Source organism: Enterococcus sp. DIV0236, assembly GCF_050558525.1.
Taxonomy (GTDB): Bacteria; Bacillota; Bacilli; order Lactobacillales; family Enterococcaceae; genus Enterococcus; species Enterococcus faecalis.
The window spans coordinates 1,492,603-1,515,880 of sequence record NZ_CP187891.1; the positions used below are offsets into that span (position 1 = coordinate 1,492,603).

Here is a 23,278-nt window from a genome sequence, read left to right on the forward strand (position 1 = left end):
CGCATTTTATGCTACGTTCTTCAGGCTTTTTTTATTCATATTTAGATAAATTGTGATCCGTAACGATCGTATTGACAATTGACATAATTACAGCCATTAGCACCGCTGCCCAAAAACTTGAGAAGCCAAAGTTCATTTCCCCCACAAAAAACGAGGTCATTTGTAAAATCGCTGCATTGACAACAAAGCTAAATAGACCAAACGTTAATAAAGTAAATGGGAGCGACAAGATTGTTAAGACTGGTTTCACCAACATATTTAGGATTGAGAGAACAAAGGCGGCAATAATTGCAGGCATTATGCCTCTCACATGAATCATGCCAGGAAAAACAACTGATAAAGAAATGAATGTCAGTGTATTAACAACCAATCGCTGAAAATATGTCATTAAAAGTCACTCCATTCGTCATCATCAATTTTTTCCGCTTCTTTACGTTGCTTTTTATTGGCAGCATAAGGATTTTCATTGCGAACATTTCTATTATAAGGATTTTGATGGCCGTAGCCGCGATCGCTTCCTGTTCTTCCAGAAGGGATCAAGACTGCTAAGGCAATGTATAAGAGAATGCCTGGAAATCCTGCTGAGAAAAAGCTGAGCAAGACATAAACGACACGAATAATTGTTGGGTCAATTCCTAGCCAATCAGCAATCCCAGCTAAGCTTCCTGTTAAAACCACGTTATTCGGAGATTTTGTTAGTTTTCTTTTCATATGTTTTCACCTCGTCTACTAAATTTTACACTAGAAAGGCTGATTCGTCAGCCCATCTAGCTTAAAATTATTAATTATTTATCCGTATCTTTTAGGAAAATACTTCCCGTTGTTGTAGAAGCATTAATTTGAGCCATTGATTCTTCCAGTACACGTCTAAAATGTAATTGTTGATTGCCGCGATCTTTCTTTTCACGAACAACTTCAATATCTGTTAAACGGCTGTTAATACTACCTAAATTCGTTTTCACTTGCCCTTCAACGCCTAAGTTATTTGGCAAGGCCAACTTGATATTCCCATTTGCAGAGCTTGCTTCAACACGGCGAAGCGTTTTTTCTTTAGCTGTAATGCGGATATCTCCATTAATCAGAGAAACACTTAGACTTTCTGGTGCCGCGGAAATAGACACATCACCATTGACTGTTTCAATAATGTTATCTAAAATCGTTCCTTCTAGGACTTTAATTTCACCATTCACGCCTTCAATTTCTAACATAGTTGCATCAATTTTTTTAAACGTAATCGTCCCATTCGTTGATTTTGTGTAAACATCTTTCGCTGTTAACTCTTCTACTAAGACATTTCCGTTTAATAATTTAACAGATACATGATCGTAAGTGCGTTTTGGTAAATAGAACGTTAAATCTGCTTTCACCCGTTTGTTTGGCACTTGGAAAGAAATTGTTTCATCATCCACATCAATGTCACTTCGTTCTAAGAAAGCTTCCATTGGTGAATCTCCTGCCATTTTACCATATAATTTGATTTTTGCTTCGACTTTCACATCTTCTTGATCCCAAGTTTTGAAAACCACGGTACCATTTGCTACCTTGACATCAATTAAACTTGCTTGTGGATTTGGATAGTTAAATTCATGTTCAAACTTAGTTGTTGCCACACCAGGAACTTTCATTTTAATGTCTTTCCATTCCACATTATCATTCATGGTGTCACTGAAAGAATTAAATGTTTTTTTCAAGAATTCTCCCACTTGGCCGCCAACTTCGGCAACTTTGCCGCCGACTTGGTTAAAGGTGTCTGTGGCTTGATCTTTCCACTCTTCAGAGAATTGAGAAGAAACTTTTTCTTTTGTATCATTCCATTGACCTTTCCATTGTTCTTTGCGAATGTTTTTTAGTTCTTCTTCCAGTGCTGTTTTTTCAGTACTTTGAGTCGCTAATTTTTCTTCTAATTGTGCAAGTAAAACGTGCAAGTCTTTTCGTTGAACTTGTTCATCTTCTGTTAATGCATCTAACTCTTCTTTTGTATCTAATGTTCCAATTTCTTCTGCGACTTCTTTAATTTCTTCTTTGATGCCGGCAATTTCTGCGTTGACTTCGTCCAATTCAGCCGAAGCACGATTGGCTTTAGTTGCTAACTCATCAAGAATTCTTTCTAAGTTTTCACGATCTTTTTCTGCACTGTCCTGTGTATTTTCTTCAAACGGATCAACAGTAGGTCCTTCTGATTCGCCTTTTTCTAATGCATCCATTAAATCTGCGACTTGATCTTCTTTATTTGTTGTTCCAATATTTTGTGTATCGACTTTTTCAGCAGCTTTTTCGATTTGTTTTTCATCTTTTTCAGTTGCCATATTTTCTAATAAAATTAACGCTTCTTCTGACGTTAGAATACCTTTTTTCACTAATTCTAATACGCGTTCTCTTTCTTTCATGGATATTGCCTCCTTAGCAAATTTTTCACTCAATAGTGTTTTCCTTACATGCATTATTATGCCTTGTTTTTGATCATTTGTCATAGGACTTAAGAACGATTTCTTCTCATTAGTAAGGACTAGTTTTATAAAATCAGTTCATTTTACGCTAAAAAAACTAGGAATTGGTCTAAAAAAGGCCGTCTCCTAGTTTTTTTTATTTGTTTTTCTTAAAATTGTTCGTCACGATTACTATTCAATTCGGTAATTTTACCAGTTGCCAAGTAAACAATCCACTCACAAATATTTGTGACATAGTCGCCAATTCTTTCCAAGTATTGTGCCACATGTAGATAATCAGTTCCGCTAATGACCGTTTCTGGATTAGCTTTCATTGCTTCTACGGCATGTTTGTAAATACTATCGAAATATTCATTAGTACGATCATCCATTTGTGCAATCATTCGTGCATCTTTTTGATCCGTTTTAACATAGGCGATTAAAACATTATCCACCATTTTTTTCACATAATCAGACATATCTGAAATTTCTTTTTCAATTTCAGGAATACGTGTTTCTCCTTTTAAGCGAATCGTTGATTTAGCAATTGAAACGGCATGGTCCGCCATTCTTTCTAAATCCGAACTAGCTTTCATAACAGTGATAATCATACGTAAGTCTGTTGTCACTGGTTGTTGTAACGCAATCATTTCAAAACTCTTTTTCTCAAGTTTGACTTCCATATCATTAATTTCAATATCGCGATCAATCACTTCTTGAGCCAATTTTTTATCATGATTAATATATGCCTTCACGGATTTATGGACGGCACTACTAACCATCATACCCATTTCATAAAATTGATTGTGCAGATTCAATAGTTCTTCTTCAAATTGTGTCCGTAACATTCTTTTTCCCCCTTTTAACCAAATTTACCAGAAATGTAATCTTCTGTTTGTTTTTCTTTTGGATTTAAAAATACTTTTTTCGTGTCATTAAATTCAATTAAATCACCTTGTAAAAAGAAGGCCGTTTTATCAGAGATCCGTGATGCTTGTGACATATTATGTGTCACCATAATCATGGTATATTTCTCTTTTAATGTTAACAGCATGTTTTCAATTTTACCACTAGAAACTGGGTCCAAGGCGCTAGTTGGTTCATCTAATAAAATAATATCCGGTTCCACAGCTAAAACACGAGCGATACAAACCCGCTGTTGTTGTCCACCAGAAAGTGAAAGTGCACTTTTGTGAAGTTTATCTTTGACATCCTCCCAAACGGCAGCAGCTTTCAAACTGGTTTCAACTGCTTCATCTAAGACTTGCTTGTCTTTGACTCCTTTTAGGCGCAAGCCATAAATCACATTTTCATAAACTGAAAACGGAAATGGATTAGGTTGTTGGAAAACCATGCCAATTTCTTTACGTAATTCAACGTTATCTGTTTTCGGTCCATAAATATCTTTTCCTTTATAGACGACACTTCCAGTAATAGTTACGTCTGGGATTAAATCATTCATACGATTCAAGCAACGTAAATACGTTGACTTCCCGCAACCAGAAGGACCAATCATGGCAGTTAATTCTCCTTGATTAAAAGTTAAATCAATGCCTTTCAATGCTTCTTTTTTCCCGTAATATAAATGTAAATCTTTTGATGAAATAATTTCTTTGCCCATCTTGCTCCTCCTAACCAAAATGTCCTGAAACGTAGTCTTCCGTTGCTTGAATTTTTGGTCGTGTAAAGATTTTTCTTGTATGGTCGTATTCAATGACTTTACCCATATAGAAGAAAGCTGTATAGTCACTAATCCGCGCCGCTTGTTGCATGTTATGTGTCACAATGATGATCGTGTAATCATCTTTTAAATTCACTAACGTTTCTTCAACCGTTCCTGTTGAAATCGGATCTAACGCGCTTGCCGGTTCATCTAACAATAAAATATCTGGTTTCATCGCAATTGCCCGAGCGATACACAAACGTTGTTGTTGCCCACCAGACAGAGCTAAGGCGCTTTTGTTTAAGTTATCTTTCACTTGATCCCAAAGTGCGGCTTGCTTCAAACTTGTTTCAACGATTTCATCTAATTTTTTCTTATCCTTTTCACCATGCTGTTTCAATGCGAATGTGATATTTTCATAGATAGATTTACTAAATGGATTGGGCCGCTGAAAAACCATGCCAATGCGTTTTCTCATTTCGTAGACGTCAACTTCTTTCGTATTGACATCGACATCTTTATACATGATTTTTCCAGTAACACGTGAATTGGCAATGCCATCGTTCATACGATTTAGCGAACGTAAATACGTGGATTTACCGCAACCAGAAGGTCCAATTAAGGCGGTTATTTTGTTCTTTTCAAATTGTAAATCAACACCTTTGATAGCCTCATTGTCCCCGTAAAAGACATGTAAGTCTTCCGTGTGTAACGCAATCGGGTCTTTTTGGCTATCTAGTTGAAGTAAATGGGTATCATTTAAATTGTATTCTTTCATGCTAATTCCCCTAACATTAAGCTGATGTCATTCTCTTATAAAGACGGTTGCCGATAAAACGAGCGCCGAAATTGAAAAGTAAAACTACTAAAATTAACACAGCGGAGGCACCTGCTGAGACCGCAGCGCCATCTGGCATCGTTCCTTCGGTATTAATTTTCCAAATATGCACAGCCAACGTTTCCGCTTGACGGAAAATGCTAATTGGACTTGAAACGCTCAATGGATTCCAATTACTGAAATCTAAGGCAGGTGCGCTTTGTCCTGCTGTATAAATTAACGCAGCGGCTTCACCGAAAATCCGACCAGAACTCAAAATAACACCTGTCAAAATTCCTGGTAATGCTTCTGGCAAAATAACTTTTTTAACTGTTTCCCAACGTGAAAGACCTAAGGCTAACCCCGCTTCACGCTGTGTATAATGAATGGCTTTCAAAGATTCCTCAACATTTCTAGTCAATAATGGTAAGTTAAAAAATGTTAATGCTAACGCACCTGATAAGATTGAAAAGCCATATCCGATTTGTACAACGAAAATCAAGAAGCCGAACAGCCCGACAACAACGGAAGGCAATGAACTTAAAATTTCAATCGAGGTACGAATTAAATCAGTTAACCAATTCTTTTTCGCATATTCCGATAAGTAAATTCCAGCACCCAATGAAATTGGAATACTAATAATCATTGTAATCAATAGTAAATATAGTGAGTTAAAAAGCTGAATACCAATCCCACCACCAACTTGATAGGCTCTGGATGGTTGTGTTAAAAATTCCCACGAAATATGTGGAATTCCTCTAGCTAAAATGTAAATCAGTAAGGCCGCCAAAATTAAAACAATGACGCCAGATACGGCATATAAGATACCTGTTGCGATTTTATCTGCTTTTTTTGCATTCATTATTTTAAGGCTCCTCTCTTACCGATAATTCGGATAACAATGTTGAATAGTAAAGACATCAACAATAGAATCAAGGCTAAAGACCAAAGAACGTTGTTTTCAACTGTTCCCATAATTGTATTCCCAATCCCCATTGTCAAAATACTTGTTAGTGTCGAAGCTGGTGTTGTCAAACTAGTTGGCATCACAGCTGCATTTCCGATTACCATTTGGATTGCTAAGGCTTCACCAAACGCACGAGCCATACCAAAGACAACCGCAGTTAAAATACCAGGCACAGCTGCCCGCAAGACAACTTTATAAATCGTTTGCCAACGCGTAGCACCAAGCGCCAACGACGCTTCACGATAATGTCGAGGCACAGCTTTTAATGCATCTACGGTCATTGTAGTGACCGTTGGTAAAATCATAACAAATAGCACAAACGTACCAGCTAAAATACCGAAGCCAGTTCCGCCAAAGATTGAACGGACAAAAGGAACAATGACAGATAAACCAATAAATCCATAAACAACCGAGGGAATCCCTACAAGTAATTCAATAACTGGTTGTAAAAATTTCGCTCCTTTTTTTGGTGAAATTTCTGTCATAAAAACAGCCGCTCCAATCGCAAATGGCGTCGCAACAATCGCTGACAAAAACGTTACAATAAAGGAACCCGCAATCATCGGTAAAGCCCCAACCATGGGTTTACCGTCTGCGCCGATATCACTTGGGTTCCAGTTTGTTCCAAATAAGAAATCAAACACGTTAATCTTATCTTTAAAGAATGTAGCAAGTCCTTTACTTGCAACAAAATAGAAAATTGAAACAACCACTGCTACAATTAAGGCAATACATAGGAAACTAATAAATTTCCCTCGTTGCTCCATCTTGGCTCTTTTCGATTTTGTTAATAATTTTTTCTGTACATCTTCCAAGAATATTTCCTCCTCAAACAATCCAACTTTTACAGATAAAAATAGTGTACCTTTTTTACATCAATTTGTTTTTAATAACATGTAAATTTTATGTTAAGTTTGTAAATTTTGTGTTAAGAGAATTATTTAATGACATTTCCTTGCCAATCCCGTTCAATTTCCATTTTCGAAACAGGAATATACCCTAATTGACCAATCACACGTTCTTGGATATCATCTGACAACATAAAGTCTAAAAACTCTTTGGTTAAATCACTTGGATTTTTACGAGTGTACATGTGTTCATAAGACCAAATAATCCATTTATTGTTCATTACATTTTCATCTGTTGGCTGAACACCATCAATACTTAACGTAGCTACTTCATCAGTAACATATGAAAATGCGGTATAACTAATCGCTCCTGGTGTATCAGAAACAATGGAACGAACCATGCCGCTGGAATCTTGTTCTTGCGCACGAATGGCTGTTTTATCTCCCAAGACCCACTTTTCAAAAGTAGCGCGCGTACCACTACCGGCCGCTCTATTCAAAATAACAATTTTTTGGTCTTTCCCGCCAAGTTCTTTCCAGTTTGTTACTTCACCTAAAAAGATTTTCTTTAAATTTTCCATTGAGATATCTTTGACACCGACATTTTTGTTAACGATTGGTGTAATCCCAACGACAGCAACTTTATGATCAATTAGGTCTTCCGCTTTGATGCCCTTTTTCTCTTCTGCAAATAAATCAGAATTACCAATGTCTACCGCGCCAGATTGGACTTGACTCAGACCTGTTCCGCTTCCGCCACCTTGGACATTAATAAATCTTCCCGGATTTTGGCTTTGATATTCCTCACTCGCTGTCTCTACTAATGGTTGTAAAGCTGATGAGCCTACCGCTGTGATGGATTCACCACGATCAATCCATTTTGCACATCCTGTCAAAGTAAGTATACTTGCCAAACCAATAAATAATAGCAATCTTTTTTTCATCGATTCATTATTCCTCCAATTAATTTCAATCTATTCTATTTTACCATTATATGTAGGACTTGAAAATTATAAGTTATCAATTTGTTGGTACAACTGAGAAAACTCTTAAATTAAATAACAAGTATTTTAAAAATAAAACAAAAAAAGCTCTCCAAAATGGAGAGCTTTTTTTCGTTTAAATTTTCAAGAAACGACGCATTGAAATAACTGAACCTAGTGATCCAATAATCATTCCTGTTGCAATCATTAATAGATTAACTTTCCAGATAAAATCTTCTGGACGAATTAATGAATAATTCGAACGCAATAACTGCGGGTTAAACATGTTATAAACTTGATGGTAGCCTAACGTCATAATGATGACTGGCACGATTGCGCCAATCAACCCAATCCAAGCACCTTCTAAGAAGAACGGCCAACGAATGAAACTGTTTTTCGCTCCTACAAGACGCATAATTTGGATTTCTTTTTGACGAGATAAAATCGTAATCCGAATGGTGTTGGAAATTAAGAACACTGCAACGAATAAAAGTAATGCAGCAGCTGCTAGGCCCCAAGTTCGAACGGTTTGAGCGATTTTAAAGATTTTGTCTGAGTTTACACCACCGTAATCGGCTTTAAAAACACTTGGGAATTTAGCTGCTTGTTTCGCAATATCTTTCGTGTCTTCTGGTGTTTTCGCACGGACATAATATACATCGTATAATGGGTTACTGTCGCCTTCGAAAAGATTCCATGCATCCCCCATTTGTTCTTGGATTTTTTTCAATTGTTGATCTTTGTTTGAATAAGAAATATCTTCAACATTGTCTAATCCTTTAAGTTGTTTTTCTAATGTTTTCATTTCATTTTGTTTTGTACCAATATCGACAAAAACTGACACTGTCACGTTTTTTTCGATATCATCAGCAAGTTTCGTTGCATTAAAAATAACGCCCATAAAAATACCAACTAAAACTAATGTAATTGTAACCGCACTTGCTGAGGCAACAGTCATCCAACCGTTCCGTTTTAAACTTTTGATACTTTCAAATAAATGAGAAAAGAATGTTCTAATCATCGTAGCCGTATTCTCCTTCCACTTGGTCACGGATAATGCGACCATTTTCAATGGCAATAACACGGTGACGAATCGTATTTACAATTGTACTATTATGCGTTGCCATCACGACTGTTGTTCCTTGTGCGTTAATCCGGTCCAACAATTTCATGATTTCCCATGAATTCTCTGGATCTAAGTTCCCAGTTGGTTCATCGGCAATTAAAACTTTCGGTGTATTTACAATTGCTCGTGCAATGGATACCCGTTGCTGTTCCCCACCAGAAAGTTCGCTTGGAAAAACACGTACCTTATGTTTTAGACCGACTAAATCTAAAACTTCCATCACGCGTTTTTTGATTTCGCGAGGACGTCGTCCGATAACTTGCATCGCATAGGCCACATTCTCATACACAGTTTTCTTTGGTAATAGTTTATAGTCTTGGAAAACGATGCCGATTTCACGACGTAAATAAGGAACTTCTTTATTTTTTATTTTCATTAAATCATGACCTGCAACTGTCAAATTACCTTTTGTTGCTTTTTCTTCACGATACATTAATCTAATAAAGGTTGATTTCCCTGCACCTGAGGGACCAACCACATAGACGAACTCGCCTTGGTCAATCTCTACTGAAATATTCCGAATCGCTGTTGTACCATTCGAATATTTCTTCATTACATCTTTCATTTCAATCATGGCGTTCTCTCCATCTCTTTTTTCTTCAATCCTACTCATTATAACATGTCAATATTGCAAACTTCTTGCATTAAGTTACATTTTTATTTCAATTTAATGAAGAGCTTAACTTAAGCGCTGTTTTAAGTAGGCATCAATGAAACCATCAAGGTCTCCATCCATCACAGCTTGTACATTGCCGGTTTCGTAATTTGTCCGATGGTCTTTGACCATTGAATACGGATGGAACACGTAAGAACGGATTTGTGAGCCCCAACCAATTTCCATTTGTTCACCACGTAAACTTGCTGCTTCTTGAGCTTTCTTTTCCATTTCCAATTGATATAATTTGGCTTTTAACATACTCATTGCTTGCTCACGGTTTTTTAATTGAGAACGTTGTGCTTGGCTTGCGACAACGGTGCCTGTTGGAATATGTGTAATTCGAACAGCCGATTCTGTTTTATTAATATGCTGACCACCAGCACCACTTGCTCGATAGGTATCAATTTTTAAGTCATCTGGATTGATCGCAATCTCTATTGTATCGTCTAATTCAGGCATTACATCAACTGAACAAAACGAAGTATGACGGCGTTTGGCGGAATCAAAGGGCGAAATCCGCACAAGACGATGGACACCTTTTTCAGATTTTAGGTAACCATAAGCATTGTAACCTTTGATTAATAAGGTGACACTTTTAATCCCTGCTTCATCTCCAGCTTGGTAATCCAACGTTTCAACTTGGAAACCGTGACTTTCTGCCCAACGTGTGTACATTCGTAAAAGCATACTTCCCCAATCTTGTGATTCAGTACCACCGGCACCAGGGTGTAATTCAATTAGGGCGTTATTATGATCATATGGCTCATTTAGTAGTAAGGATAGCTCATACGTTGTTAAACGTTCTTGCAAGAGATGAATTCTTTCTTCCAATTCTTCTTGAATCTCTGCATCATATTCTTCTTGTTGTAATTCAAACATCACCGTTAATTCGTCAAGTTCCTCAGAGAGCTGATGAAATTGTTGATATTTTTCTTTCAAACTATTGGTTTCGTTAATTAGTTTTTGAGCCGTTTCTGTGTTGTCCCAAAAACCAGGTTCTCCCATCCGATTTTCCGCCTCGGCAATGTCTTCTTCTAACTGGTCTAAGTCAAAGAGACCTCCTGAAGCTAGTAATTTTTTGTGTCATTTCGTCTAATAATGTACGAATTTCTGGGTTTTCCAAAATGATTCCTTCTTTCTCTTTATTGTAAAAAGAGCAAAGGCGGGACAAATTGCCCCACCCTGCGTTTTTTCTTTAATTAAGCGTTTCTTCCATGACAATTTTTGAATTTTTTGCCACTTCCGCATGGGCATAAATCATTACGGCCCACTTTTTTATCTACACGCACAGGTTGACGCTTCGCACTTGTGTTGCTTTGTGCAGCTGCATCTTGTTCTGTTTCTGGATGTTCCGCTTGTCCTTGAGCTACTTGCTCACGTTGGACATTTTGGCGAATTTCCGATTTCATGAATAAACGTGTTACTTCATATTCGATTGAACCCACCATATTGTTATACATAGAATAACCTTCTGTTTGATATTCTACTAATGGGTTGTTTTGACCGTACGCACGTAAGCCGACAGATTGGCGTAATTGATCCATTGCATCAATGTGATCTGTCCATTTAGTATCGACAACACGCAAGATGACTACTTTTTCAAATTCTAGCAATTGTTCTTGGCCATTCAATTGTTGAGATTTTTCTTCAAATACTTCTTGCGCACGTGCCACTAAGTAGTCTTTGATTTCTTCAGCTGATTTATTTTCTAAATCTTTTTTAGAAATCGTATCTTCATGGACAAGTGTTGAGGCTGCAAAATCGACAATCCCATCTAAATTCCATTCTTCTTTTTCTAATTGTGTATGGCTATCCACCACTCGGCCAATCGTCCGTTTTACCATGCCCATCAATACATCAGACAAGTCATTTTCTTCCATAATTACTTCTTGTCGTTGCGCATAAATAACTTCACGTTGCTCGCGCATCACGTCATCGTATTGTAAGACATTTTTACGTGTGTCATAGTTATTTCCTTCCACACGTTTTTGAGCAGACTCTACTTGGCGAGTAAACATTTTACTTTGAATAACTGCATCTTCTTCTTGCACATTCATTCGTTCTAAGAATGTTTTAATTCGTTCTGAACCAAAGCGTTTCATTAAGTCATCTTCTAAAGATAAATAAAATTGTGAAACCCCTGGATCCCCTTGACGTCCTGCACGTCCACGCAACTGATTATCAATACGACGTGACTCATGACGTTCTGTCCCGATAACCGCTAGACCACCTAGTTCAAGTACACCTAAACCAAGTTTAATATCCGTTCCACGACCAGCCATATTTGTTGCAATTGTAACTGCGCCTTTTTGACCGGCATTCATAATGATTTCGGCTTCTTTAAAGTGATTTTTCGCATTTAATACTTCATGAGGAATTTTAGCTGCGTTTAATTTATCAGAAAGTAATTCTGACGTTTCTACCGCAACAGTCCCCACCAACACTGGTTGTCCTTTGTGGTAACGTTCTTTAATATCTTCCACCACTGCATTAAATTTACTTTCTAAGGTTGGATAAAGTAAATCTGGACGATCGTCACGGATAATTGGACGATTGGTTGGAATTTGAATGACTTGAATATTGTAAATTTCACGGAATTCTTCTTCTTCTGTTTTAGCAGTACCAGTCATCCCGGCTAGTTTTTTGTACATCCGGAAGTAGTTTTGGAACGTAATCGTCGCCATTGTTTTTGTTTCATCTTCAATTTCGACGCCTTCTTTTGCTTCAATCGCTTGATGCAAGCCATCAGAATAACGACGACCATCCATGATACGACCAGTAAATTGGTCAACAATTAAGACTTTATTGTCTTGAACCACGTAATCAATGTCTAATAACATGATATAGTTTGCCCGTAACGCTTGATCTAAATGGTGCGTTAATGCTGTATTTTCAATATCGTACAGGTTATCCAATCCGAAAGTTTGTTCAGCTTTTTCAATCCCTGCTTCTGTTAAACCAATTGTTTTAGACTGAATATCAATTTTGTAATCTTCGTCTTCTTTTAAGCGTTTGACAAAATTATCGGCACGCGTATAGAGTGCTGTCGATTTTTCAGCTTGTCCAGAAATAATTAATGGGGTTCTTGCTTCATCAATTAAGATTGAATCCACTTCATCGACAATTGCATAGTTTAATGGACGTTGAACCATTTGGCTGCGATAAACAACCATGTTATCACGCAAATAGTCAAATCCTAATTCGTTATTTGTACTATAAGTGATATCACAGTTATACGCTTCACGTTTTTCATCAGAAGATTTAGAGTTAATGTTTAAGCCAACGCTTAAGCCTAAGAAATTATATAATTCTCCCATTTCGTTAGAGTCACGGGTTGCTAAGTATTCATTAACTGTAACAACGTGTACTCCTTCGCCAGATAGTGCATTCAAGTATACAGGCATTGTGGCAGTCAAGGTTTTCCCTTCACCTGTTCTCATTTCAGGAATGTTACCGTCATGAAGCACAATCCCACCCATTAATTGGACACGGTATGGGAATAAACCTAGTACACGTTTAGCAGCTTCACGGACAACCGCAAACGCTTCTGGTAATAGTTCGTCTAAGGTTTCCCCTTTTTGATAACGGGCTTTAAATTCATCTGTTTTTTCACGTAATTGTTCATCGCTTAGTTGTTCCATTGCACTTGCATGTGCATCAATTTTATCGGCGATTTTTTCTAATCGTCTTAATTCTTTTTTATCGTTTTCAATCATTTTTTTCAAAAAATTTGCCATTGGTATCTGTGTTCCTTTCAATTACCTCTTTTTATTTTTGTATCCTTTTTGTACAAGAAGCACAATCTATCCGTTTTATTTTATCATTACTTGACGAGAAAGAAAACCATTTCTCTCTATTTTGCAGACATTTTCCTTTAAAAGATGAACTTTTAAAGTTATTTTATGTATTTCTTTATTTTTTCTTTACTCCGTGCTTTAAAGATGTTTAAAGAGCTGAAATGCACGAAGGCATTTCAGCTCTTATTTTAAGCTTTAGTCTGTTTCAATCAAGCCATATTTGCCATCTTTACGACGGTAAACAATGCTTGTTCCATTTGTTTCAGCATCTTCAAAAATAAAGAAGTTGTGTCCTAACATGTTCATTTGTAAAACAGCTTCTTCACTGTCCATCGGTTTTAATGATAGACGTTTTGTACGAACGATGTCTAATTCTGAAGGTGTTTCTTCTGTTTCTTCACCAACTAAGAAGACAGCGGCTTTTGTATTGTTACGTCCTGTTTCACGAGATTTTCTGTTGATTTTTGTTTTAAATTTACGAATTTGTCGTTCTAATTTATCGACAACCAAATCAATACTTGCGTATAAATCAGGTGACGTTTCTTCAGCTCGTAAAACTAGATAAGGAAGAGGAATAGTAACCTCGACTTTGGCTGTTTTTTCAGTGTACACTTTCAAATTCACGTGAACCGTTGCTTCAGGTGAATCGCTGAAATATCTTTCTAATTTACCGACTTTTTTCTCAACATAGTCTCGAATCGCTTCGGTTACCTCGATATTTTCTCCACGTACATTATATCTAAACATAACAATTACCCCTTTCATCTACCAGTAAAGAAAAGATTAAAGGACCACTCTTTAATTCCCTTCTTCTTAATTTCATTATATCGAATAATCTGGGTTTTGCCAACAAAATAGTCATCAAATTTATGAATTCTTTTCTTTTTACCGCGCGAGAGTAAACGTATTCAAACTTTTAGGATAACAGTCATTGATAACAGCAGCTGCGTGGAAAAGAGTTCGTCCAGTGGTATAGATGTCATCCACCAAAATAACAGAACAATTTTTTAATTTTTTTTGGTTTTCTTTTTGGATGGCAAATGGTTGTTGCAACCGCATCCTTTCCTTTCTAGTTTTCTTAGATTGCGGAACATTTTCCTCTTTTCTAATTAAAAAAGGGCTGTACGGAACATCAGCCGCTTCTAGTAAGCCAATTACTTGGTTGAAGCCTCGTTCTTGCATTCGTTTTTCGGATAAGGGCACCGGAATAATATAGTCCGCAGATTGTTGCTGAAAGTAAAAGTTGATTTCCTCGTTAAAACACATTCTTAAGCGATAGTCTCCTTGAAATTTATAGCGTTCCATCCACTCTTGCATTCCTTCATCATAATGAAACAACGCTGCATTATGAAAAGAATACTCTGGATAAAGCAGCTGCCACCTTCGACAATCAAAACAATAGCGCTCTTGGCTGACTCGACTACAACCAAAACAAGTGCCTATCATTGGCAGTTTCTGGAACTTTGCTTGGCAGTGCTGGCAAAGTGAAGGCCTCGCCCATTTTTTAAAACGTAAGAGCATTTTTAATGTTATCTCCAAACGAATGGGGCTTGCGCAATTTTTACAATCCATCTAACATCCCTCGTTTGCTAGCCAAGCGATTCATTTGCTTTATTTGCCGAATTGCCTCTTTCATGTCTCTTGTTTCCCCATCATGTAAAAATAAAACTTCGCCGTAATTGAATTCTTGTCTTCGATCGACTCGGCCCGCAATTTGGACAAGTGTTGAAGAAGTGAAGACTCGATGATTGGCACCATAAACAATAACTGAGACTGCATCAAAAGTCACACCACGTTCTAAAATGGTTGTAGTGATCAAAATATCCGTTTTCTGCTGACGCATTGCTTGAACTTTTTCCAGACGAAGTTCATCACTACCATAAACGGCGACAACTTCTTTGTCGGAAAATCGCTCAGCTATTAATGCATGCAATTGGTGAATTAATGAAATGCTTGGGCAAAATAGTAAAACTGAATTACGCACCAATAAACGTTTCAAATGATGTGCAATGATTTTAATATTTTTGCTAGAAAGACGTTGCCACGACTGAACCCAAAATCGGCGTGGCACAGGTAATGGCCTACGATGATATCTTGCTGGCAAAATACTGGCTGCTAACTTCTTTTGCTGTAAAAGCTTCCGTAATTCTTTCGTAGGGGTTGCTGTTAAGTACATCAAACTACTTCTTTTTTTTCGTGCGTTACGCACTCCATAATAAAGATGCTCGTTATTAACAAAAGGAAAAGAGTCGACTTCATCAACGATAAGTAAATCAAATGCTTGATGGAATTTCAATAATTGATGGGTGGTGCAAATCACTAGTTTCGTATATCGATACGGTTCTTGACTGTTTCCATGAAGTAAAGCAATTGCTTCATGAGGAAAAACCGCTTGGATTCTGGGAAACAGTTCTAAGCAAACATCGACACGCGGCGAAGCCAGCGCAATTCGCCCCCCTTCTTGTAAGGTTTGGTGCAAAACAGCAAATAACATTTCTGTTTTGCCTGCACCTGTAACTGCCCACACTAAGCGATTCTCTCTTGCTTTTGCTGTCTCACAAAGTTCAACCGAGATCGCTTGCTGTCCCTTTGTTAATTGTCCAGACCACTCAAAAAAGACAGTTCTTGGGCTATTGGGCCTTTCTGGTAAATGACAAAATTTTTGACAAGAAGTCACACGGCCTAATTGAATGCACGCCTGACAGTAGTATGCATTTGTCGCCAATCTATTTTCTTTTTTGGATACGACTTCACCGCACCGCTGACATTGAATTGTTAGGGGGGAACGCTCTAACATTGTTGGTAAATAAACCAGTTTTGTCTGTATTGAACGTTCTGTTTCTTCAATAATTATTTTACGTCCATGCAAATCTTCCATGTTAACCACCTCAATTATAAAATACGCATTTCTCTAGCTTTTTTGCGAAAAAGGAAATCTCCCACCGTTATCTTTCTATTCTTATCTAGTCGTTACCTACTAAACAAACTCTTGATACGCTTTATTGTTTACACGAATCTTCCACTTTCGACTTACCTATATGCAGATTTTTTATAACAAATTTATCTACCTTTAAAGAAAAATTAATGTTAAAGTATATCTAGTAATTCAAGCTTTAATTTGAAAAGACTAGAGAGGAGCAAGCTTTATCATGGAAAATATTTTTTTAAAAAGACTAGAATTCAAAGCTTTTGAAGAAGATTCTGTTTTTTCAAAAATTGAAGGGCTGAATAAATTTAATTCACTAAATTTTAAAAAACCTATTACTTTTTTTTCAGGTGAAAATGGAACTGGAAAATCCACTTTATTAGAAGCAATCGCAGTCAATTGGGGATTTAATCCTGAAGGCGGTAGTATTAATTTTAATTTCTCTACAAACGATACTCACTTGGATTTACATAATTATTTAACTGTTGGAAAAAGTGTAAAGCGTGCTAAGGATGGCTTCTTTTTAAGAGCTGAAAGTTTCTACAATGTTGCTACATATGCAGAAAATATAGACTTAGATTTTTCTGAATATGGCGATAAATCCCTACATCATCAATCACACGGCGAAAGTTTTTTGAATCTGGTGAACCATCGGTTTAGAGGAAATGGTCTGTACCTGTTAGATGAACCTGAAGCGGCTCTCTCACCTCAACGCCAACTAGCCTTAATGATATCTATAAAAAAACTAATTGATGAGGGGTCTCAGTTTATTATTGTCTCTCATTCACCTATATTACTTGCAATGCCTGACTCACAAATTATTTCTTTTGATAAAGATAGTCCTTTAGAAATCACGTATGAAGAAAGTATGCCTTATGAAATAACCTCATTATTTTTAAACAACAAAAACAGAATTCTCTCTCATTTATTTGCTGAATAAGTCTGTTATTCGAATTGCTTATGCCATACTATAATGACTCGTATATAATAATATTGTTAATCATTCTTTGAATTACTACTTTCAGACTACGGAAAAAGGCGTTCATTATTCAGAAAATAGATTGTTAAGTATGTTTTTTTAGTATCTAGATTAAAGTAAAAAATTAAAGACAGTTGTCTTTCTCTAGCTCACAGGACTAATTTCGGCTCTATAATTTATGGAACTGATAAACCAGAATGACTGCTTCAGCTCAATTCCAATTAACTAAAGTCATAAAAAAAGACAAGTTGCTTTTTCGAAGATTCTCGAAAAAACAACTTGTTTTTACTCTTTTTTATCTGCTTGTGCTAACAAATCCAAGGCTTGTTCCAACACTTTTTCCCCGTTCATTAAGCCGTAATCAGACATGCTAATGACATCTGTTGGGATACCTTTTGGTGATAGACGCTTTTCAAAATCACTCTTCATATAACGAACTTGTGGACCTAACAATAACACATCGACTGGATTATTTTCTAAATTTGTTTCTGCTTCCGATGCAGAAGCCGCAAATATATGGGCATCTAAGCCTTGATTAAATGCTGCTTTTTGCATTTTTGTAACAAGTAAACTAGTACTCATTCCTGCGGAGCAAACTAACATAATTGTTTTTTTTGACATTTTAACAGCCCCTTTTACCTTTGCCTTTTTCAATTTTCAACATTATCTATTAAAAATATTATAGTGTAAAGTTAATTTTTGTCAATCATTCTTGTTTTTTAAAGCGGATACAATCCTAGTTTAAACGTACCATGCTGACTTCAGCAATTTATTAAATACCACATATTCTTTTTCCAAATTCACTTGAACTACTTGGTAACTCGCATTCAACCAACCATAAGCGCCCTTTTCTGGATGCTTATAATCGTTCGCCCACCAATCGACATCTGTCTTAGCAGTTTTTGGTAAACCAGAATGAGGGAATAACAATTCATCAAACTGAGTAAAGGTCAAAGTAACTTGGGAACCGCCATTCGTTTTCAAATAATGAGTAATTGTATCATATTTTTTCTGTCGTGTATGTACCATTTTCCAGCGCCTCCCTTTTCTCTATCATACCTTATTATAACGTTTTTTTCCAAAAATCTCACAAAAAAGATGAGAGAAAAAGTTGCTATTCAGTTGATTCTTTTTTATACTGACTTTATTACGAGAGAAAAGGATGCCCATATGTTAGAAAGCTATATTACAGTCAAACAAGATGGTTTCAGCGAGATTGAAATCAAGAAATCGCGGTTTATCTGTTCTGTAAAGCGCGTAACATCAGAAGAAGAAGCAAAAGCCTTTATAGCCGCAATAAAAAAAGAACATTGGAAAGCCAATCATAATTGTAGTGCTTTTGTGATCGGCGAAAAAAATGACATTCAGCGGAGCAGCGATGACGGCGAACCTAGTGGCACTGCTGGTGTTCCAATGCTAGAAGTCTTAAAGAAAAAAGAGTTAATCAACGTAGTCGCTGTTGTCACTCGTTATTTTGGCGGAATAAAATTAGGCACTGGTGGTTTAATCCGAGCATATAGTCATGCTCTTTCCCACACTTTAGATGAAATTGGTTTAGTCATTGGCAAATTGCAACAAGAGCTATTGATTACGATCGCCTATCCTTTATTAGGAAAAGCCCAAGCCTTTTTGGAACATAGTCCCTACACGCTTAAAGAAACTATTTACACAGAGTCTATTCAGTTAATTTGTTTAGTAGATGAACAAGCAACAGAAACATTTATAGCTGAAATGACGGATCTACTTAACGGTCAGTTGACAATTGAAAAAGGCGCAACGAGCTATCACGAACTACCATTTAACGAAAAAGGAGCACAAGCAAATGACATTTGAAGAAGTATTGCCACAGATTAAAGCAGGAAAAAAAGCCGTACGTAAAGGCTGGAGCGGTTTTGAACTTTTTATTGAATTACGTGATGAAATTGGCACCTCCGAAGGTGAATTTTTACAAGTTACCCCGTATTTTTTAATCAAAACTTCTGATGAAGGCTACAGCATGTTTTCACCAACACCTTGTGATGTCTTAGCAGAAGATTGGGTGATTGTTGAAGCATAATTATACACATAAGGTCTGGCAGATTACGGCGATTGCTCGTTCTTCCAGACCTTAATTTTTAAATGTTTAAAGGAGTTTTTCTTATGCCAAAAGAATTTGAAACAAAACGGGTGCTTGTAACCGGTGCAGCTTCAGGGATTGGCCAAGCACAAGCAATTGCCTTTTCTGAGCAGGGTGCTGAGGTTATTGGCATCGACCTAGACGAAACGGGGTTAAAGCAGACAGCCGCACTGGTTAACCCAGATTCTACTAAGCCATTTACTTATTTTGTCGGTGATGTGTCTTCTCCCTCATTTGTGCAAGCCACGATGAAACAAATTGTGAAAGACAACGGCCAAATTGATATTTTATTAAATACGGCAGGTATTTTAGATGATTATCGCCCTTCTCTAGAAACTTCGGAAGCTTTATGGGATCAAATTTTAGCAACCAATTTAAAAAGTGTCTTTTTAGTGACCAATGCTCTATTACCTTATTTCCTCCAACAAAAAAAAGGAGTAATCGTTAATATGGCATCTATCGCTGGCTTAGTAGCTGGGGGCGGCGGCGCAGCGTACACTGCCTCTAAACACGCAATCATCGGGTATACAAAACAACTTTCCTACGATTATGCCAAATTAGGCATTCGAGCAAATGCGATTGCGCCAGGTGCCATCCAAACACCCATGAACGCAGCTGATTTTGCAGGAGAAGGTGAAATGGCTACTTGGGTAGCAAGTGAAACACCTGCGGGCCGTTGGGCACAGCCACAAGAGGTAGCAAAACTTTCATTATTTCTAGCTAGTGATGACGCTGATTATATCCATGGCACAGTTATGACCATTGATGGTGGTTGGACCATGAAATAAAAAGACTTTACAGAGTGTCTGTTCTTCAGTAACATGTAACACAGTGAGGCAACTCACACCATAACACTTCAGTTGGCTTTACTGCCCTTCCTTTGGTTATGGTTATCACTAAAACACGTCGTTGTTTTATAAAGGAGAATCTCAAATGAATCATTCATCAAATCCACAAACCAGTACGTGGTCAGCTACGGCTTTGGCTAAAATGGCGCTGGTTACCGCTTTGTATGTCGTTGTCACTGTACTTCTCGCTCCGCTTAGTTTTGGTCCGATACAGCTTCGTCTTGCCGAATTATTTAATTATTTAGGCGTTTTTAACAAGCGATATATCTGGTCCATTACGTTAGGGGTTGCGATTGCCAACACCGCTTCGCCTCTTGGTATCATCGATATAGTCATCGGTAGTGCTGGAACGTGCGCAGTCTTATGGATTGCCTATTTTGCGACAAAAAATCAGCAAAATTTATTGATTAAACTAATGCTGACGGCCATTCTTTTTGCTTTGTCCATGTTCACTGTTGCCGGACCCTTAACGTTCTTTTATCAGTTACCTTTTTGGTACACATGGTTGACCGTTGGACTTGGTGAACTTCTTTCAATGACAGTCGGCGGCATCCTGATTTACGTATTAAATAAAAAAATACAGCTTGTAAAACGCATCGAAGAATAAAAAAGCGCTTGGGGTTTAAATCCCAAGCGCTTTTTAGCACTATCCTTTAGGTTGAATGAAGTCTGCTTGCCATTTTCCAAGAGATGGATTGTAATCAAAATACCAAAGTTGTGAAAAATATTGTTTTTGATGCTTGTATCCCGATAAAACACGACCGCTTTGAGTATCTTCCTCGTAGTCAATACAAGAAAAATGAAGCATCAGTAAAAAACTGGTTTCACTAATAGGATGATAATTCGAAGCTGGCGCTACTTTCACTTTTTTCACACGATTTCTGATGCCCGCTTGTTGATTTGCTTGTAATACTGCAAGATGTTTTTGATAAAGTTTTTCTGTATAGTTATCTTTGACCACAGACAAGTTTTCTTGATCCCACGCTTGTTGTATTTCTAAAAACGTTTGTTGTATTTCTTTTAAGAGTGCCTTTTTTTCTTTTGATGTTCCAGGTAATGCTGCCCACATTTCTTGAAAAGCTCCTTCATCGACCGGTTGATTTCTACGGCGTCTTTGCCAAATCATCGTGCCCCCAAAAAGAACAAAAAACACTGTTGAAATTAAGCCTTCCAGTGGCGTTGTGTTGCTGGTCCCGGTCTCGTTATGATGAACATAACTTCTTGATCCATCACCGCTTGGCGAAAAACCATTCGAGGGATTACCTCCGCTAGGACTTTCTACACGTCCGCCGCCATAGCCACCAGCTACAGCCGCCGATTGATTAGGCCATAAACAAAAGGCCATGGCACAACCCACAAAAACTAAAATTAACTTTCTCATTTTCTCACCTTTCGACCCCTTCAAACCAACAAATGAATAAATAGACGCAGAATACTAAACAAAGCGCCAAGATTAACAATGATTAAGAACACCTTCAGCCATCCACCATATGGTTGTACCGATTGATAACTTCGTTGATAAATACTCAAGCCAAATAGGACCGTTGGCCACATAAATATACTATATCTTGGGCCAAACGAATTACCCTCGCCCCAAAAATTCACATAAATGGGCACATGAGCTGGTAAATCAGGATAGACCACCGCACTTAATAATAGTAAACTGACTGCTAAAATACTTGTAACAATAAACAACCGCTGACTAACTTTTTCAATCTGGTTCTCTCTCATTAATTTAGCTTTCTCCTCTAGTTTAATGATGGATATACTTTCAGTTTATGCCTCCCTATCTGAATTTGCAATAAAAAAAAGACAAGGAAACATTCGATTAAATGTCCTTGCCTCTGTTTTTGAAAATCCTAAATCAAGCCTTTCACACCTATATCTTTTCGGTAGTACATTCCAGAAAATGAGTAATTATCCAATGTTTGATAAACTTTTTTGCGGGCTTCTTCAAGAGTCGAAGCAGTTGCTTCTGCTAAAAAGATTCGTCCGCCAGCCGAAACCAGAGCCTGTTCTGAACGAGTTACCCCTGCATAATAGATGGTTTCACCAGACATTTCGGGCAATGGTAGATTTGTCTTGTATTGATTAGGATAGCCTTCTGCTGCTACAACAACACCAACACTCGCTAACTCATTCCATGCAATCGTTGGTTGCTCTTTCACCAGCAATGAAGAAATTATTTCTGAGAGGGGACTCTCTAAACGTGCCAACACAACTTGTGTTTCTGGATCCCCAAATCGAGCATTAAATTCAATAACCTTGGGGCCAGTTGCTGTTTGGATTAAACCAGCATATAAAATCCCTTGAAACGGACGTTTTTCAGCCACCATTCCTTTAGCAGTCGGTTTCAGGACTTGGCTAATGGCTTGCTGAACCGCTTCTTCTGGGATCTGAGGCACTGGTGTGTAAGCACCCATCCCCCCTGTATTCGGACCAGCATCCCCATCGAAAATCCGCTTATGATCTTGAGCAATCACCATCGGATATACCTTCTCATTAGAAACAAAAGCCATTAAGGAAAATTCTTCTCCTTGCAAAAATTCTTCGATTACGACCGTTTGACCGCTTGCTCCAAATTGTTGGTCCTCCATCATCGCAACTAGCGCCCGTTTTGCGGCTGCTTTTGTTTCGGCAACTACTACTCCTTTTCCAGCTGCCAAACCATCCGCCTTAATAACAATTGGTACTCCTTGCTGTTCAATATATTCTAAGGCAGGTGCCAAATGTTGAAAGACCCGATATTCTGCCGTTGGAATCTGGTATTTTTGCATAAAATCTTTCGCAAAACTTTTTGAACCTTCAATTATTGCAGCTGCTTTTGTCGGGCCAAAAATCAGTAATCCCGCTGCTTGAAAGGCATCTACAATTCCTTCAATTAATGGCGTTTCCGGTCCGATGAATGTCCAATCAATCTGATTATCCTTCACAAATTGAATTAGTTCCGTTTGCTGCTCTTCACCGATAGGTACAGTCCGAATATTATCACCACTCATACCAGGATTACCTGGTGCACAATAAACAGTCTTGACTTTGTCTTCTTGCTGTAATTTTTTGGCGATTGCATGTTCACGACCACCACGCCCAATCACTAATATATTCATCGGTTTCTCCTTTAAAA

26 protein-coding genes are annotated in these 23,278 nt (G+C 37.5%); 5 read left to right on the forward strand and 21 right to left on the reverse strand.

The window, feature by feature from the left end:
* Nucleotides 1-31: 31 nt before the first annotated feature.
* The 16 genes from IGK27_RS07330 to IGK27_RS07405 form a co-directional block, all read right to left on the reverse strand.
* Nucleotides 32-388: a phage holin family protein gene (locus IGK27_RS07330; RefSeq protein ID WP_002357307.1), complete on the reverse strand. Its 357-nt coding sequence runs from the start codon at nucleotides 386-388 to the stop codon at nucleotides 32-34.
* Nucleotides 388-711 carry a PspC domain-containing protein gene (locus IGK27_RS07335; RefSeq protein WP_002357306.1) on the reverse strand — a complete coding sequence of 108 codons (324 nt, stop codon included), beginning with the start codon at nucleotides 709-711 and terminating at the stop codon, nucleotides 388-390. The genes IGK27_RS07330 and IGK27_RS07335 overlap by 1 nt, the downstream gene beginning before the upstream one ends.
* Before the next feature lie 74 nt (nucleotides 712-785).
* Entirely contained in the window at nucleotides 786-2,387 is a 1,602-nt protein-coding gene (gene liaX / locus IGK27_RS07340) for a daptomycin-sensing surface protein LiaX (RefSeq protein ID WP_033626674.1), read from the reverse strand.
* A 209-nt stretch (nucleotides 2,388-2,596) separates the two neighbouring features.
* Nucleotides 2,597-3,274, reverse strand: a complete 678-nt coding sequence (phoU, locus tag IGK27_RS07345) for a phosphate signaling complex protein PhoU (protein WP_002357304.1) — start codon at nucleotides 3,272-3,274, stop codon at nucleotides 2,597-2,599.
* 14 nt (nucleotides 3,275-3,288) lie between these two features.
* Complete coding sequence (gene pstB, locus IGK27_RS07350; RefSeq protein ID WP_002357303.1) at nucleotides 3,289-4,047, reverse strand: phosphate ABC transporter ATP-binding protein PstB; 759 nt, start codon at nucleotides 4,045-4,047, stop codon at nucleotides 3,289-3,291.
* Between the two features lie 10 nt (nucleotides 4,048-4,057).
* Nucleotides 4,058-4,867, reverse strand: a complete 810-nt coding sequence (gene pstB, locus IGK27_RS07355; protein WP_002357302.1) for a phosphate ABC transporter ATP-binding protein PstB — start codon at nucleotides 4,865-4,867, stop codon at nucleotides 4,058-4,060.
* Nucleotides 4,868-4,883: 16 nt separating this feature from the next.
* Nucleotides 4,884-5,768 (reverse strand): phosphate ABC transporter permease PstA, encoded by an 885-nt coding sequence (gene pstA, locus IGK27_RS07360; protein WP_002357300.1) that lies wholly within the window; start codon nucleotides 5,766-5,768, stop codon nucleotides 4,884-4,886.
* Entirely contained in the window at nucleotides 5,768-6,688 is a 921-nt protein-coding gene (gene pstC / locus IGK27_RS07365; RefSeq protein WP_002357299.1) for a phosphate ABC transporter permease subunit PstC, read from the reverse strand. Before pstC ends, pstA begins: the two co-directional genes overlap by 1 nt.
* Nucleotides 6,689-6,810: 122 nt before the next feature.
* Complete coding sequence (locus IGK27_RS07370) at nucleotides 6,811-7,665, reverse strand: phosphate ABC transporter substrate-binding protein PstS (RefSeq protein WP_002357298.1); 855 nt, start codon at nucleotides 7,663-7,665, stop codon at nucleotides 6,811-6,813.
* A gap of 175 nt (nucleotides 7,666-7,840) precedes the next feature.
* Nucleotides 7,841-8,725: a permease-like cell division protein FtsX gene (gene ftsX, locus IGK27_RS07375; protein WP_002364071.1), complete on the reverse strand. Its 885-nt coding sequence runs from the start codon at nucleotides 8,723-8,725 to the stop codon at nucleotides 7,841-7,843.
* On the reverse strand, nucleotides 8,718-9,404 hold the full coding sequence (ftsE, locus tag IGK27_RS07380) for a cell division ATP-binding protein FtsE (RefSeq protein ID WP_002361935.1): 687 nt from the start codon (nucleotides 9,402-9,404) through the stop codon (nucleotides 8,718-8,720). The genes ftsX and ftsE overlap by 8 nt, the downstream gene beginning before the upstream one ends.
* Nucleotides 9,405-9,509: 105 nt before the next feature.
* Nucleotides 9,510-10,611 (reverse strand): peptide chain release factor 2 gene (gene prfB, locus IGK27_RS07385; RefSeq protein ID WP_111997025.1). Its coding sequence is split into 2 segments (ribosomal slippage): nucleotides 9,510-10,538 and nucleotides 10,540-10,611, totalling 1,101 coding nucleotides; the frame shifts between segments, so codons are not numbered across the junction.
* 76 nt (nucleotides 10,612-10,687) lie between these two features.
* Complete coding sequence (secA, locus tag IGK27_RS07390; RefSeq protein WP_002381826.1) at nucleotides 10,688-13,225, reverse strand: preprotein translocase subunit SecA; 2,538 nt, start codon at nucleotides 13,223-13,225, stop codon at nucleotides 10,688-10,690.
* 255 nt (nucleotides 13,226-13,480) lie between these two features.
* Entirely contained in the window at nucleotides 13,481-14,032 is a 552-nt protein-coding gene (hpf, locus tag IGK27_RS07395; RefSeq protein ID WP_002357293.1) for a ribosome hibernation-promoting factor, HPF/YfiA family, read from the reverse strand.
* 138 nt (nucleotides 14,033-14,170) lie between these two features.
* A complete protein-coding gene (locus IGK27_RS07400; RefSeq protein WP_033626675.1) occupies nucleotides 14,171-14,857 on the reverse strand; it encodes a ComF family protein in 687 nt (228 codons plus the stop codon).
* Nucleotides 14,847-16,163 carry a DEAD/DEAH box helicase gene (locus IGK27_RS07405; protein WP_267589404.1) on the reverse strand — a complete coding sequence of 439 codons (1,317 nt, stop codon included), beginning with the start codon at nucleotides 16,161-16,163 and terminating at the stop codon, nucleotides 14,847-14,849. Before IGK27_RS07405 ends, IGK27_RS07400 begins: the two co-directional genes overlap by 11 nt.
* A gap of 271 nt (nucleotides 16,164-16,434) precedes the next feature.
* On the opposite strand from IGK27_RS07405, the gene IGK27_RS07410 reads away from it, so the two are divergent.
* Complete coding sequence (locus IGK27_RS07410; protein WP_033626677.1) at nucleotides 16,435-17,151, forward strand: AAA family ATPase; 717 nt, start codon at nucleotides 16,435-16,437, stop codon at nucleotides 17,149-17,151.
* 324 nt (nucleotides 17,152-17,475) lie between these two features.
* Here IGK27_RS07410 and IGK27_RS07415 read toward each other — a convergent pair whose 3' ends face one another.
* The gene (locus tag IGK27_RS07415; RefSeq protein ID WP_002381823.1) at nucleotides 17,476-17,811 is read right to left on the reverse strand and encodes a PTS sugar transporter subunit IIB; all 336 of its coding nucleotides are present in this window, start codon (nucleotides 17,809-17,811) and stop codon (nucleotides 17,476-17,478) included.
* 120 nt (nucleotides 17,812-17,931) lie between these two features.
* Nucleotides 17,932-18,219 carry a DUF7662 domain-containing protein gene (locus IGK27_RS07420; protein WP_002357286.1) on the reverse strand — a complete coding sequence of 96 codons (288 nt, stop codon included), beginning with the start codon at nucleotides 18,217-18,219 and terminating at the stop codon, nucleotides 17,932-17,934.
* A gap of 141 nt (nucleotides 18,220-18,360) precedes the next feature.
* On the opposite strand from IGK27_RS07420, the gene IGK27_RS07425 reads away from it, so the two are divergent.
* The 4 genes from IGK27_RS07425 (at nucleotide 18,361) to IGK27_RS07440 (ending at nucleotide 20,761) form a co-directional block, all read left to right on the forward strand.
* Nucleotides 18,361-19,023, forward strand: coding sequence for a YigZ family protein (locus IGK27_RS07425; RefSeq protein ID WP_002357285.1), 663 nt, complete (start codon nucleotides 18,361-18,363; stop codon nucleotides 19,021-19,023).
* Nucleotides 19,013-19,246 carry a DUF2829 domain-containing protein gene (locus IGK27_RS07430; protein WP_002357284.1) on the forward strand — a complete coding sequence of 78 codons (234 nt, stop codon included), beginning with the start codon at nucleotides 19,013-19,015 and terminating at the stop codon, nucleotides 19,244-19,246. The genes IGK27_RS07425 and IGK27_RS07430 overlap by 11 nt, the downstream gene beginning before the upstream one ends.
* Before the next feature lie 62 nt (nucleotides 19,247-19,308).
* Nucleotides 19,309-20,094, forward strand: a complete 786-nt coding sequence (locus tag IGK27_RS07435) for a 3-oxoacyl-ACP reductase (RefSeq protein WP_002402232.1) — start codon at nucleotides 19,309-19,311, stop codon at nucleotides 20,092-20,094.
* A 145-nt stretch (nucleotides 20,095-20,239) separates the two neighbouring features.
* On the forward strand, nucleotides 20,240-20,761 hold the full coding sequence (locus IGK27_RS07440) for a QueT transporter family protein (protein ID WP_002385866.1): 522 nt from the start codon (nucleotides 20,240-20,242) through the stop codon (nucleotides 20,759-20,761).
* A gap of 39 nt (nucleotides 20,762-20,800) precedes the next feature.
* Here the strand turns inward: IGK27_RS07440 and IGK27_RS07445 are convergent, their stop codons facing one another.
* From IGK27_RS07445 to purD, 3 genes are all read right to left on the reverse strand, one after another.
* Nucleotides 20,801-21,535: a TIM44-like domain-containing protein gene (locus IGK27_RS07445; protein ID WP_267589403.1), complete on the reverse strand. Its 735-nt coding sequence runs from the start codon at nucleotides 21,533-21,535 to the stop codon at nucleotides 20,801-20,803.
* Between the two features lie 20 nt (nucleotides 21,536-21,555).
* Nucleotides 21,556-21,885, reverse strand: a complete 330-nt coding sequence (locus IGK27_RS07450; protein WP_002361942.1) for a DUF1648 domain-containing protein — start codon at nucleotides 21,883-21,885, stop codon at nucleotides 21,556-21,558.
* A gap of 128 nt (nucleotides 21,886-22,013) precedes the next feature.
* Complete coding sequence (purD, locus tag IGK27_RS07455) at nucleotides 22,014-23,261, reverse strand: phosphoribosylamine--glycine ligase (protein WP_033626679.1); 1,248 nt, start codon at nucleotides 23,259-23,261, stop codon at nucleotides 22,014-22,016.
* Nucleotides 23,262-23,278: the final 17 nt, after the last annotated feature.